The organism is Kitasatospora sp. NPDC047058, from assembly GCF_040643935.1.
Classification (GTDB): domain Bacteria; phylum Actinomycetota; class Actinomycetes; order Streptomycetales; family Streptomycetaceae; genus Kitasatospora.
Genome location: NZ_JBEYVJ010000201.1, coordinates 1 through 13,043 on the forward strand (window position 1 = coordinate 1; position 13,043 = coordinate 13,043).

9 protein-coding genes are annotated in these 13,043 nt (G+C 74.8%); 2 read left to right on the plus strand and 7 right to left on the minus strand.

Annotated elements, in window-relative coordinates; genetic code table 11:
• Positions 1–56 precede the first annotated feature (56 nt).
• From ABZ885_RS25455 to ABZ885_RS25470, 4 genes are all read right to left on the minus strand, one after another.
• Complete coding sequence (locus ABZ885_RS25455; protein WP_360192923.1) at positions 57–3,317, minus strand: hypothetical protein; 3,261 nt, start codon at positions 3,315–3,317, stop codon at positions 57–59.
• Between the two features lie 265 nt (positions 3,318–3,582).
• Positions 3,583–4,896: a hypothetical protein gene (locus tag ABZ885_RS25460; RefSeq protein WP_360192925.1), complete on the minus strand. Its 1,314-nt coding sequence runs from the start codon at positions 4,894–4,896 to the stop codon at positions 3,583–3,585.
• Between the two features lie 215 nt (positions 4,897–5,111).
• Positions 5,112–5,537: a DUF3017 domain-containing protein gene (locus ABZ885_RS25465; RefSeq protein ID WP_360192928.1), complete on the minus strand. Its 426-nt coding sequence runs from the start codon at positions 5,535–5,537 to the stop codon at positions 5,112–5,114.
• 34 nt (positions 5,538–5,571) lie between these two features.
• On the minus strand, positions 5,572–6,429 hold the full coding sequence (locus tag ABZ885_RS25470) for a bifunctional methylenetetrahydrofolate dehydrogenase/methenyltetrahydrofolate cyclohydrolase (RefSeq protein WP_360192931.1): 858 nt from the start codon (positions 6,427–6,429) through the stop codon (positions 5,572–5,574).
• A gap of 515 nt (positions 6,430–6,944) precedes the next feature.
• On the opposite strand from ABZ885_RS25470, the gene ABZ885_RS25475 reads away from it, so the two are divergent.
• Positions 6,945–7,691, plus strand: coding sequence for an RDD family protein (locus ABZ885_RS25475; protein ID WP_360192933.1), 747 nt, complete (start codon positions 6,945–6,947; stop codon positions 7,689–7,691).
• A gap of 101 nt (positions 7,692–7,792) precedes the next feature.
• On the opposite strand, the gene purH is transcribed toward ABZ885_RS25475, so the two are convergent.
• Together purH and purN are read right to left on the minus strand one after the other, a co-directional pair.
• Positions 7,793–9,370: a bifunctional phosphoribosylaminoimidazolecarboxamide formyltransferase/IMP cyclohydrolase gene (purH, locus tag ABZ885_RS25480; RefSeq protein WP_360192936.1), complete on the minus strand. Its 1,578-nt coding sequence runs from the start codon at positions 9,368–9,370 to the stop codon at positions 7,793–7,795.
• Positions 9,367–10,026: a phosphoribosylglycinamide formyltransferase gene (gene purN, locus ABZ885_RS25485; RefSeq protein WP_360192938.1), complete on the minus strand. Its 660-nt coding sequence runs from the start codon at positions 10,024–10,026 to the stop codon at positions 9,367–9,369. Before purN ends, purH begins: the two co-directional genes overlap by 4 nt.
• A 369-nt stretch (positions 10,027–10,395) precedes the next feature.
• On the opposite strand from purN, the gene ABZ885_RS25490 reads away from it, so the two are divergent.
• Positions 10,396–11,037 (plus strand): hypothetical protein, encoded by a 642-nt coding sequence (locus ABZ885_RS25490; RefSeq protein WP_360192940.1) that lies wholly within the window; start codon positions 10,396–10,398, stop codon positions 11,035–11,037.
• On the opposite strand, the gene ABZ885_RS25495 is transcribed toward ABZ885_RS25490, so the two are convergent.
• Entirely contained in the window at positions 11,018–12,736 is a 1,719-nt protein-coding gene (locus ABZ885_RS25495; protein ID WP_360192943.1) for a DUF6350 family protein, read from the minus strand. The two genes, ABZ885_RS25490 and ABZ885_RS25495, sit on opposite strands and share 20 nt — an antisense overlap.
• Positions 12,737–13,043 lie beyond the last annotated feature (307 nt).

Consider the following 13,043-nt stretch of genomic DNA (forward strand, 5'->3'; position numbering starts at 1 on the left):
GCTGATCACCCCGGCGCTGGTCCGCTTCCTCCCGCTCGCGCGCGGGCGACGGTCCGTCAGGAGAAGTACCCGAACACGTCGGCGATCACCTGGGCGGAGCCGCCGCCGAGGTTGGCCAGGTCCACCTTGCCGTCGGCGCCGACCGGCACGGTGACCAGGTTGGCGACCGTCTGGCCGGCGGTCCAGTTCAGGTTGGACGAGTCCGGGCGGGCGGTGCCGGAGGGCCAGGCGGTCAGGAACCCGGCCGACTGCGGCTCGGTCACCGTCACGTTCAGGACCACCGTCTTCACCCCGGCCAGCTCCTTGCGGCCGGAGAGGTCGAGGGTGACCTTCGCACCGGAGGCCACCGCGCCCTGGCCCTCCCGGGTGTCCAGCAGGCGGGACGGGCCCGCGCTGTGGAAGGTGGTGCCGGCCGCGTCGTCGGAGTAGTAGCCGAAGACGTCGGCGACCAGGTGCGAGCTGCCGCCGGCGGCGTTGTGGAGGTTCACCCTGCCGTCGGCGCCGACCGGGACCACGACGTGGTTCGGCAGGGTCTGGCCGGCCGTCCAGTTGAGGTTGGACGAGTCCGGACGGGCGGTGCCCGAGGGCCAGACCGTCAGGAAGCCGGCCGACTGCGGCCCGGTCACCGTGGTGTTGAGCACGACGGCCTTGACGCCGCTCTGCGGCACCCCGGCCCGGCCCGCGACCTGGAGCGACACCTCGCCGTCCGCGGGCACCGGGTCGGTCCCGGGGCGGCCGACCGCCGACCGGGTGTCCAGCAGCCGGGCCGGGTTCACCGAGGAGAACGTGGCGCCCGCCGGGTCCGTGGTGTAGACGCCGAAGACGTCCGCGACCAGGTGGGCGGAGCCGCCGGCGGCGTTGTACAGCTTCACCTTGCCGTCGGCACCGACCGGGACCACGACCTGGTTGGCCACGGTCTGGCCGGCCGTCCAGTTCAGGTTGGACGAGTTCGGACGGGCCGCGCCCGAGGGCCAGACCGTCAGGAAGCCCGGCGTCTGCGGCTCGGTCACGGTCAGGTTGAGCACGACGGCCTTGACGCCGCTCTGCGGCACGCCGGCCCGGCCGGCGATCTGCAGCGTCACCTCGCCGCCGGCGGGCACCGGCTGCGTGCCGGGGGTGCCCAGCGCGGCGCGGGTGTCCAGCAGCCGGGCCGGCGCCAGCGCGGCGAAGCGGCTGCCCGCCTCCGCCGTCGCGTTGACCACGTGGACGCGCTGGCCGTCGGGGTCGGCCCAGGCCACGTCCGGCCCGGTCCGGTCCACCGTCCAGGCCCGGTTCGACTCGCGGATGGTCTTCCAGTAGTCACCGGAGGCGAGGGTGCGCACGGTCGCGGTGCTCTCGTCGCCGTCGGCCTGGATGCCGCCGCGGAAGTCGACCGCCAGCAGCCTGCCGTTGGCCCGGTCCTGGCGCACCAGGAAGCCGTCGCCCAGCAGCGCCTCGCGGCCCGGGCCGTTGTTGGAGTAGCCGACCGCGATCACCGGGATGGTCAGCGTCCTGCCGGTGACGGTGTCACGGACGCCGCTGGTGCGCAGCGTCCCGTCGTTGTCCTGGCAGCCCCAGTAGACGAAGCGGCCGGCCCCCTGCAGCGTGGTGACCTTGCACGGGGCGGTGAAGCTGCCGCGGTCCACGGCGCCGGTGACGTCGCTGGCCTGGACGGTGGTGGAGTTCTCCCTGGCGCGCCAGAGCGTGTCGCCCTGGAGGGCGGCGGCGGTCCCGCTGGTCTGCAGCGTCTGGGCGCCGGTGTCGAGGTCGCCGACCACGATGGGCCGGTCGGACCGGGCGTTGCCGGTGTAGAGGCTGCCCAGGACCACGTAGCGCCCGGAGGCGTCCATGGTGTTGAGGTTGTAGAGGCCGGCCGTGCTGACGGTGCCGGCCCAGTCCCGCTGGCCGGGCTTGTAGGCGACCACCTTGTCCCCGTAGACCGCGTCCTCGGCGAGGTAGCGGCCGTCTCCGGTGGAGCGGAACGAGGCGCAGGGCATCACGTTGGTGTAGCAGTGGGCCGGGTTGGACGTGCCCAGGACCTCGGTCTGCTTGACCGGGGTCGGGTCGCCGGTCACCTGGTAGCTGCGGACGTAGCCGTAGGTGTCGGCCGGCTGGTAGGCCACGGTGTCGGAGGCGACCGAGAGCCAGCCGCCGCCGAGGGTCAGCCCGAACACGGTGGCGGGCGAGTCCGGGACGTCGGTGAGCCTGGTGACCGCGGGCTTGTCGGCCGTGCCGGCCAGCCGGTAGACGGCGGTGGCGAGCTGCTGGCCGTAGGCCGGGGCGTGCTCGGTGCCGATCGCGATCAGCGAGCCGTCCGGGGCGGGCAGCAGCTGGGCGTCGGCGGAGTCCAGCACGTACTGCACGGTGCCGGAGGTCGAGCCGACCGGGGTCGAGACCAGCGGGCGGCCGCGGTTGTCGCCGGAGGTGGCCGCCGCGGACTGCGTGTTGAGCAGCCAGTCCCCGGTGAGCCGCAGCTCGCCGGACGGGGGGTTCAGGTAGGTGGAGCGCAGCACGGTCTGCGGCTGGGCCCGGTCGAGGAGATCGACGTTCCCCGGCCCGCCGCCCTGGCGCACGACGACGCCCTTGCCGAGCCGGTAGGTGTTCGAGAACTCGAACTCGCCGCCGTCCGGGAGCTCGGTGACCGCGCCGGTGGCGAGGTCGACCAGGACGGAGTGCAGCAGGTTGTCGAGGCGGTAGCGCAGGACGACCGAGGTCTGGTCGCCGTCGTGCACCGAGGTCACCAGGGTGGCCCCGGCCGGGAACGCGACCTTGGTGCGGGTGACGGTGCCGCCGTCGAGCCGGTTGAGGTACCAGCCGGTGACGGTGGAGGCACCGCCCTCGGAGGTCAGCACCGTGCGGCCGTAGGTGCCGGCGTAGGTCTGGCCGGCGGGGATGTCGATGCTGCCCGCCGCGACCGGGGTGCCGGAGGCCAGGATGTAGAGGTCGACCTTGCCCGCCGAGGGCACCGCGACGGTGTCCGAGGAGGTGCCGTAGCCGTGGTCCGGCCGGCCCCGGTAGAAGCCGGACGGGAGGCCCTGCCGGAGGTCGGACTCCAGGGCGGCGGGAAGGCGCAGACCGGTGTCGGTGGTGGCGCCGGTGTCGTACCTGGTCCACAGCAGCCGGTCGCTGCCCTCGCGGGCGTGCAGCAGGCCGGTGTCGCCGGCCACGAACAGCTGGTCCCGGGTCGGGATGCCGCGCGGGGCGGGAGGCAGCAGCAGCTCGCCGGGCGCGTCGGCGGCCGCGGGAGCGGCAGGGGCGGCCGTGGCGGGCACCGCCAGGCTCAGGGTGGCGGCACCGGTGGCCAGGGCCAGGGCGGCGGCGCCGAATCCGCGGCGCACGCGCGCGGACCGTCTTGCAGAGATGTCCATCACTGCCCTCTCTCGGGCGAACGGAGAGGAGAGGACGTCGTACGAAGTGCAGCTCCGGCCAAGGCCGTTCAGGCCCGAACCGGCCCCCCGCGCACGCACGTTCCCCCCGTGAACGGCCGGAGCATACCAACCGATGATCTTGCGCCGCACGCCGGTTTCCGGCGACGCCGTCGGAAACGGGCCGGGCCCCGGAGACGGCTGCCTCCGGGGCCCGGCTACGCGATGGTCCGACGGTTCAGGAGAAGTAGCCGAACACGTCCAGGACCAGGTGGCTGGAGCCGCCGCTGACGTTCCCCAGGTTCACCTTGCCGTCCGCGCTCAGCGGGACGGTGACCAGGTTCGGCACGGTCTGGCCGGCCGTCCAGTTCAGGTTGGACGAGTCCGGCAGCTCGGTGCCGTAGGGCCAGGCGGTCAGGAAGCCGGGGGCCTGCGGCTCGGTCACCGTCACGTTCAGCACCACGGTCTTCGCACCGGGCAGTGCCGGGTGGCCGGAGAGGTCCAGGGTGCCGGCCTCGAAGGCGCCCAGCGGTCCGCCGTTGGTCCGGGTGTCGACCAGGCGACCCGGGCCCACGGGGTGGAAGGTGGTGCCGGCCGGGTCGTCGGAGTAGTAGCCGAACACGTCGGCGACGAAGTGGGTCGAGCCGCCCGCCGCGTTGTAGAACGACACCTTGCCGTCCGCGCCGACCGGAACCACCACGTGGTTGGACTTGGTCTGCCCCGGCGTCCAGTTGATGCTCGACACGTCCGGCTGTGCGATGCCCGACGGCCACACCTTGACGAAGCCGTTCGACTGCGGCTCGGTCACCGTCACGTTCAGCACGACGGCCTTCACGCCCGACTGCGGCACCCCGCCACGACCGGCCACCTGCAGGTCCACCTGGCCGCTGCCGGGCACCGGCGCCGTGCCGTCGGTGCCCACAGCCGCGCGGGTGTCCAGCAGACGGCCCGGGCTCAGTGCGGAGAAGGTGGAGCCGGCGGCCTGGTCGTCGGTGTAGTAACCGAAGACGTCGGCGATGGCTTCGACTCGCGGGGTGCCCCCGGACATCAGACCCCCCGAACCGGGGCTGACGAGCTTCACGCGGCCATCGGCGCCGACCGGCACGACGACCTGGTTCGACACGGTCTGGCCGGCCGCCCAGTTCAGGTTCGAGGAATCCGGCTTCGGGGCGCCGGACGGCCATACCGTCAGGAAGCCGGGGGTGTGCGTCTCGGTCACCGTCACGTTCAGCACGACGGCCTTCACGCCGGTCGCCGGCACGCCGCCGCGGCCGGCGACCTGCAGCGTCTGCTCCATGCTGTTGTAGAGCGGGCTCGGGAGACCGAGGTACGTGCGGGTGTCCATCACGCGGGCCGGCGGCACCGGGACGAAGCGCTCGCCCGCGTCGGCGGTCACGCCCGCCGGTGTCTGGACCGGGGCGGTGACGATGGGCAGGGGCGCGGCCGTGGCGGGCGCCGCCAGGCTCAGGGTGGCGGCACCGGTGGCCAGGGCCAGAGCGGCGGCGCCGAGGACGCGGCGCACCCGCGCGGTTCGTCTTGCAGAGATGTCCATCACAGCCCTCTCTCGGGCGAACGGAGAAGAGAGGACACCGTGCGGAGTGCAGCTCCGGACCGGGCCGTCACGGCCCGAACCGGTCCCCCCGCGCACGGCCCCCCATGAATGCGCGGAGCATACCAACCACCGATCTTGGACCGCACGGGGGTTTCCCGGTACGCGGACGGCCCCCGCCCGGGGTGCCGAGCGGGGGCCGTCGGGGGCCGGGCCGATCAGTGCTTGGGGCGGCCGATCAGCTGGCCGATGTTGTCCAGCAGCGGGATCTCCAACCACGGGTTGGGCTGCGCGACGAGGGTCAGCAGCACGATCGCGAGCCCCAGGAAGGACAGCACGATCACGTCGGTGAACCGGCTGCGCACCGCCAGCATGCCGACCTCGGGCAGGACCAGCCGGAGCACCGCGCCCAGCAGCACGCCGCCGCCGAGGATCAGCAGCCCGTACTTGAAGCCGTCCTTGAAGTCGGCGAACCAGGTCACCGCGAGCCCGGCGCCGACCACCAGCAGGACCAGCGTTATCGGCCACTGGCGCACCGGCAGGGCGTGGTCACGCCCCAGCGCCGCGGCCGCGCCCTCGGGGGGCAGGGTGCCGGTGGTCTTCACCGGTCTGCGCCGCGACCGCGCCGGTCGTGCTTGGTTCATGGCTCGCCGTTCCTCCGGTCTCGGATGCCTCGTGTCAGATGCCGGCGCGGCGCTCGGCCGCCACGACGATGTTGTTCAGCAGCATGGCGCGGGTCATCGGGCCGACGCCACCGGGGTTCGGGGAGATCCAGCCGGCCACCTCCGCCACGCCCGGGTCGACGTCGCCGACGATCTTGCCCTCGCCGTCGCGGCTGACGCCCACGTCCAGCACGGCCGCGCCGGGCTTGACGTCCTCCGGCCTGACCAGGTGCCCGACCCCGGCGGCGGCCACGATGATGTCGGCCCGGCGCAGGTGCGAGGAGAGGTCACGGGTGCCGGTGTGGCAGAGGGTGACGGTGGCGTTCTCGCTCTTGCGGGTGAGCAGCAGGCCGATCGAGCGGCCCACGGTGACGCCGCGGCCGACCACGACCACGTCGGCGCCCTCGATCTTCACGTCGTGCCGGCGGAGCAGCTCGATGATGCCGTAGGGGGTGCAGGGCAGCGGGCCCTCGATGCCGAGCGCGAGGCGGCCGAGCGAGGTGGGGTGCAGGCCGTCGGCGTCCTTGTCCGGGTCCATCAGCTCCAGGACCGGGTTCTGGTCGAGGCCCTTGGGCAGCGGGAGCTGGACGATGTAGCCGGTGCAGGCCGGGTCGGCATTGAGCTCGCGGACGACGTTCTCGACGTCCTCCTGGCTGGCGGTGGCCGGCAGCTCGCGCTGGATCGAGGCGATGCCGATCTCGGCGCAGTCCTTGTGCTTGCCGTTGACGTACCAGCGGCTGCCCGGGTCGTCGCCGACCAGGACGGTGCCGAGGCCGGGCGTGACGCCCTTCGCCTTGAGGGCCGCCACGCGGACGGCGAGTTCGGACTTGATCGCGGCCGCGGTGGCCTTGCCATCGAGAATCTGGGCAGTCATGACCCCATTCTCCCGGATCCCGGAAGTCCGCGGCGCCAGCCCTGCGGACACCGGTCCGCGGGAACGGAACGTGCGGGTCACATTGCGGTTGCGCCACAGTCCGGTCCGGTGAGCGAGCGCGGCTGGACAGCGCCGGGCCGTCCGGTTGACGATGAGCGGGCATTCCCTGCCGCATCCGGCCCGGTGACGGGCCGACGGACACCACGGCGGGGGCGTACCCGGGGGAAGAACAGTGAGCCGACCACACCAGACCGTGCCGCCAGACCGCCGTTTCGGCGTGCTGCCGCGGCAGCCGTCGATGCTCCCGTCCACGCCGTGGCCGTGCGCCCCGCGGTCCCCGCGGCCGCCACGGCCCGCGCGTTCCTGAGCCGCACCGGCGGGCGCCGGTCCTTGCGCGCCCCCGGTGTCACCGCGCTCCGCTATCGTCCCGTGCGTCCGGCCGCCCGACCCGCCGGTCCGATCCGGGTCCTCCGCTGTCCCGTCCCGTTGTCCCCACATCCTGCCCGGAGGCATAGATGAGTTACCCGCCCGACCCGAACAACCCGTACGGCCAGCCTCAGCAGCCGCCCGGCTACGGCTACCCGCAGCAGGCCCCGCCGGCCGCCGGTTACGGCTACCCGCAGCAGCCGCCGCAGGCCCCCGGGTACGGCGTGCCGCAGCAGCCGCAGTACGGGTACGCGCCGGTGCCGGGCACCATCCAGGCGAACAACGGCTACATCAACATCGCCAACCTGGGTCCGGTGAAGATCGCCACCATGGGCCAGCGGTTCCTGGCCCGCCTGATCGACGGCCTCGCGGTCAGCGCGGTCATCGGCCTGGTGATGGCGCTCGGGCTGGCCGGCTCGCTCGGCCTCGTCAAGGACACCCAGGACTGCAGCGGCAAGTACACCTACGGCGGCTCCAACTCCGCGTACTACGACTGCCTGAACCACCAGAACGACGCGGCCGCCGGCGTCGTCGCCACCATGATGATCATGGTCGGCGTGCTGGCCGTCTTCAACCTGCTGTACGAGTGGCTGATGGTCGCCTTCGTCGGCGCCACCCTCGGCAAGATGGCCATGGGCCTGCGCGTGGTCAAGGAGAGCGACGGCCAGGTCCCCGGCCTGGGCGGCGGCTTCATCCGCTTCATCATCCCGATCGTCGGCGCGTTCCTCTGCTACATCGGCGCCGCGCTGGTCTACCTGTCCCCGTTCTTCGACAACTCCGGGAAGCTGCAGGGCTGGCACGACCGTGCCGCCGGCACCGTGGTGGTCAAGAAGTAACGCACCGGACGCAGCCGAACGGCCCGGCCCCCCGCACGGGGAGCCGGGCCGTTCCGTCGTTCCGTCACACCGCCGCGGGCTTCAGCGGGTCCCGGCGGGTGTCAGTGGAAGAAGTGGCGGGTGCCGGTGAAGTACATGGTCACGCCGGCCGCGGCGGCGGCCGCGATCACCTCTTCGTCCCGGATCGAACCACCGGGCTGCACCACGGCCTTGACGCCGCCGTCGATCAGGATCTGCAGGCCGTCCGCGAACGGGAAGAACGCGTCGGAGGCCGCGAACGAGCCCTTCGCCCGCTCGCCGGCCCGCTCGACCGCGAGCTTCGCCGAGTCGACCCGGTTCACCTGGCCCATGCCGACGCCCACCGAGGCGCCGCCCTTGGCCAGCAGGATCGCGTTGGACTTGACGGCCCGGCAGGCCCGCCAGGCGAACGCCAGCTCGGCCAGCCCGTCCTCGGAGAGCGCCTCGCCGGTGGCCAGCGTCCAGGTCGCCGGGTCGTCACCCTCGGCGTGCACCCGGTCGGTCTCCTGGAGCAGCACGCCGCCGGAGATCGGGCGCAGCTCCTGGCGGTTGGCCGGCGCCTCGGGGGCGACCAGCACGCGCAGGTTCTTCTTGCGGGCGAGCACCTCGACGGCGCCCTCCTCGTAACCCGGGGCCACCACGACCTCGGTGAAGATCGGGGCGATCTGCTCGGCCAGCTCGACGGTGACCGGGCGGTTGACCGCGATCACGCCGCCGTACGCGGAGACCGGGTCGCACTCGTGCGCCTTGCGGTGCGCCTCGGCGACGTCGGCGCCGGTCGCGATGCCGCACGGGTTGGCGTGCTTGATGATCGCGACGGCCGGCTCGGCGTGGTCGTACGCGGCGCGGCGGGCGGCGTCGGTGTCGACGTAGTTGTTGTACGACATCTCCTTGCCGTGCAGCTGCTCGGCGCCGGCCAGGCCGCCGGTACCGTCGACGTAGAGCGCGGCGCCCTGGTGCGGGTTCTCGCCGTAGCGCAGCACGTTCTGGCGCTCCCAGGTGGCGCCCAGGAACTCCGGGAACCGCTCGTCGCTCGGCGCGTAGCCGGCCTCGAACCAGGAAGCGACGGCGACGTCGTACGCGGCGGTGTGCGCGAACGCGGCACCGGCCAGGCGCTTGCGGGTGGCCAGGTCGAAGCCGCCCTCCTGGGCGGCCTTCAGCACGTCGCCGTAGCGGGCCGGGTCGACCACGACGGCGACCGACGGGTGGTTCTTGGCGGCGGCGCGGACCATGCTCGGGCCGCCGATGTCGATCTGCTCGACGCACTCGTCCGGGGTGGCGCCGGAGGCGACGGTGGCCTTGAACGGGTAGAGGTTCACCACGACCAGGTCGAAGGGCTCGACGCCCAGCTCGGCCAGCTGCTCGCGGTGCGACTCCAGGCGCAGGTCGGCGAGGACGCCGGCGTGCACGCGCGGGTGCAGCGTCTTCACGCGGCCGTCCAGGCACTCCGGGAACCCGGTCAGCTCGGAGACCTCGGTCACCGGCACGCCGGCGGCGGCGATCCGGCCGGCGGTGGAGCCGGTGGAGACGATGGCGACCCCGGCGGCGTGCAGGCCCTGGGCCAGCTCCTCCAGACCGGTCTTGTCGTACACGCTGATCAGCGCGCGACGGATCGGACGGACGTTCTCGGAGACAGGGGGGGTGGTGGAGCTGGCACTCATGCCGGGATCCATACCTTTCGGTCCTCGATGCGGTGACCTTCGCGGGCCAGCCGGCCCACGACGTCGACGAGCAGCTTGCGCTCGACAGTCTTGATGCGCTCGTGCAGCGCTTCGCCGCCATCGGCGTGGTCGGCGTCGGTGACCTCGACGACGCCCTGCGCGATGATCGGCCCGGTGTCCACGCCGGCGTCGACCAGGTGGACGGTGCAGCCGGTCACCTTCACCCCGTACGCGAGCGCGTCGGTGACGCCGTGGGCGCCGGGGAAGGCGGGCAGCAGTGCGGGGTGGGTGTTGACGATCCGTCCGGCGAAGGCGGCGATGAAGCCGGGGCCGAGGATCTTCATGAAGCCGGCCGTGACGACGAGGTCCGGCTCGTGGCCGGCGACGGAGGCGGTCAGCGCACGGTCCCAGTCGGCCCGGTCGGGGTAGTCCTTCACCCGGTGGACGAAGACCGGCAGGTCGGCGCGCTCGGCCCGCTCCAGGCCGGCGATGCCGTCGCGGTCCGCTCCGACGGCCACGATCTCGGCGCCGAAGGCCGGGTCGGCGGCGGCGTCGATCAGCGCCTGCAGGTTGGTGCCGGAGCCGGAGACCAGCACCACCAGACGAGCCGGACCGGGCGTGCGGGGCGGGAAGAGCTGAGCGGGGGCGGCGGCCACTGCGCGATTCTCCGTAGGTCGGGCGCCGCCCGCTGGTACATCCACCGGCGGTGGGGCCACTACGAACGGCAGGTCGAGCGAGGGGGAACACCAGGAGAACCCGCCGCGACGCGGGCCCCGGGGAACCTCTGTGAGCTGCTGACCGTCACCACGATAACGGCTGGTCGGACGGCCTCCGAAACGCCCCGTGGGCGCTACGCGCGTAGTTGAGACGGGGATCTCCTCGGCCACGACGCGCCGGACGCCCGGGCGGCCGGACCGGACGCCGACCCGTCCCGGGCCCGACCCGCAGGGGTGCCCGCGGGCGGCTGCGGGATCATAGGGTGGGCCGGGCGTCCGCCCCACCGACCGAGAAGGAATGGCTGAACCATGAGCAGCGGTGACGACACCGGCGAGCGCAACCCCTTCGCGCCGCCGCCGGCGGATGCCCCGGACCAGCCGTGGCGGCCGCGCAACCCCGGACCGGCAGGCGGGCCGGACGCGCCCGACGGCGAGGGCGGCCAGGACGAGCGCCCGCAGGTCCCGCCGCCGCACCCGTGGAGCCCCGGCTACCAGGGCGGCGGCTGGCACCCCCGGCCGCCGGCCCCGCAGCCGCCCCGGCTCGACCCGAACGACCCCGCCCAGCGCAAGGCCCGCAACGCGGCGCTGGCCGGCATGGCCGCGCTGGTCTGCGCGTTCGCCGCGCTGCACTACGTCGCGCTGTTCGTCGGCGCGCTGGCCATCGTCTGGGGCGTCGGCGCGATGCGCACGCCCAGGCCGGCCGGCGGGCGCACGGCGGCCACCGGCGCAGCGCCCGTCGCCGCCGGGCCCAACCCGCTGACCCCGGCGGCCCTGGCCGGCGTGCTCACCGGCGCGATGACGGTGGTCTTCGTGTCCTCCGTGATCGGGCTCAGCCTGTACTACAACGACTACGTCACCTGCGTCCGGGACTCGCTCACCGCCACCGGGGCGGACAACTGCGACCGGCTCGCGCCGAAGTGGTACGTGGACGTCATGCGGAAGGGCGAGTAGCCGGCCGGTCCTCGTCCGGGGCCGTCTCCTCCGCCACCGCCCCGGCCACCGCCACCGCCCCGGCCACCGCCCCCGGACCGGCCGACGGCCGGCCCAGCCGGAGCACCACCGCGTACGCGCGGGCGCGCAGCAGCAGCATGCACCGGCGTGCGTGCCCGGCGAGCGCCGCGGACGCGGCCGCGAGGCGTGCGGTGGCGGTGCCCAGCGGGTTCGGCGAGCCCGGCCGGCTCGCCGGGAGCCCGGTCCGCGCGGCGGTGCCGGCGGCCTCCCCGGTGACGGCGGCTCGGTCCGCGCGGGCGGCCTCGCCGGTGCCTTCGACGGTGCCTTCGACGGTGTCCGCGGCTCCGCCGGTGGCGGCGCCTTCGGTGCCGGTCCGGGCGGCCGCCCCGGCCAGTGCCCGGTACCGGGCCAGCAGCGCCCCCGGCACACCCACCGCCGTGACCCAGCCCGCCGCCGCCAGGCCCGTCCGCCACGGCACCGGGCCCAGCGCCGCCATCCGGCCGCCGGCCAGCGCTCCCCCGGCGAGCCCGCCGAGCACCGCGACCGCCGCCCCGGTCAGCAGCGCCACCGCCAGCACGGCGACGGCCGTCGCCACCGCGGGCCAGGGCCCGGGCGGGCCGTCCCGGTCCTCACCCCCGCCGCCGCCCCGGCGGCCGGCCGCCGCCCGTCCCAGCAGCAGCGCCGGCACCACCCCGGCCAGCGCCGGCAGCAGGCAGGCCGCCCACCGCCAGCCACCCGCCCCCGGCTCCGCCACCAGCGCGAACAGCGGGAAGTCCGGCACCGGCCCGAGGACCGCCCCGGCCGGCGCCACCGCCGTCCCCGCGCCCACCGCGAAGCCCGGCCCCAGCGCGTACGCGGCGCCCCAGACCACCGCGTTCGGCAGCAGCACCACGCTCAGCAACAGCAGCGCGGCCGCCGCGGCCGGGCCCGCGGCGAGTGCGGCCGTCGCCTTCCCGGAGCCGGTCGCCGCGGCCGACACCGCCGCCACGGCGACCACCAGCGCCCCGGCTGCGAGCAGCCCCGCGCCGGCCGCCAGCGCGGCGGTCCTGACCGCCGCGGCGCCGCCGTCCGGCCGGGCCCACGGCGGCACCCGGTCCAGCGCCCGGCCGAGCGCCCCGTCGGACGCCTGGCCGGGCACCCGCCACCGGGACAGCGGCCCACGGCCCCCGACCGACGAACGGGAGCCACCCGCCGAGCGGGCCCCGGCCGCCGTCGCGGCGGCGGCCAGGGCCGCCACCACCAGCACGTCCGGCAGCACCCGCGCCCGGAACGACCCGGCGCCCGAACAGTGCGCCACCACCGCACCCGCCACCGTGCAGTAGCCGCACCACACCGCCCAGGGGCCGCTCCAGCGCGGCCGCGGACGGCGGCGGGCCGCCACCCGGGCGCCGGCCCGGTAGAGCTGCACCACCGCCAGCACGCCGAGCAGCAGCGGAGTGACGGTCAGCGGGGCCTCCGCGGCGCCGCGGAGCACCGGGGCGCCGTGACCGAGCAGCCAGAGCGCGCCCGCCAACCGGACGGCTCCCGCCGCACCGTCGTCCGCGGACGGGGTCACCACCCAGAGCCCGAGCACCGGCACGGCGACCACCGCGAGGCCGAGCAGCGCCGTCCGCACCCCGGTGAGCACGTCGGCAAGGACCGGCCGGGCGCCCAGTTCCCGCGGCAGTTCCACGATCGGACGGCCCATCAGCTGCGTCATGCGCCTCATGGTGCCAAGGCGACTCGCCATGCTCCGTGAAGAGGCAAACCGCCGTCGTGTCCCAGATTATTGGCTTATGCGCATTTTCAGACCCTGCCTTCCCGCCGCCGCCCCCACCCCGGCCCGGAGCGTCTGATGGCCACGCCGCCGACCGCCGAGCGTCCCACCGGCACCCCCGCCTCCACCCCGGTCACCCCGGCCACCCCGGCCACCCCCGCGTCCCCGGGGGACGGCCGGGCCGCGTCGCAGGGGCGCCCCGGGAAGGGCGGCCGGGCGGGACGCGGCCGCGCCGCCGGGGACACGGGGG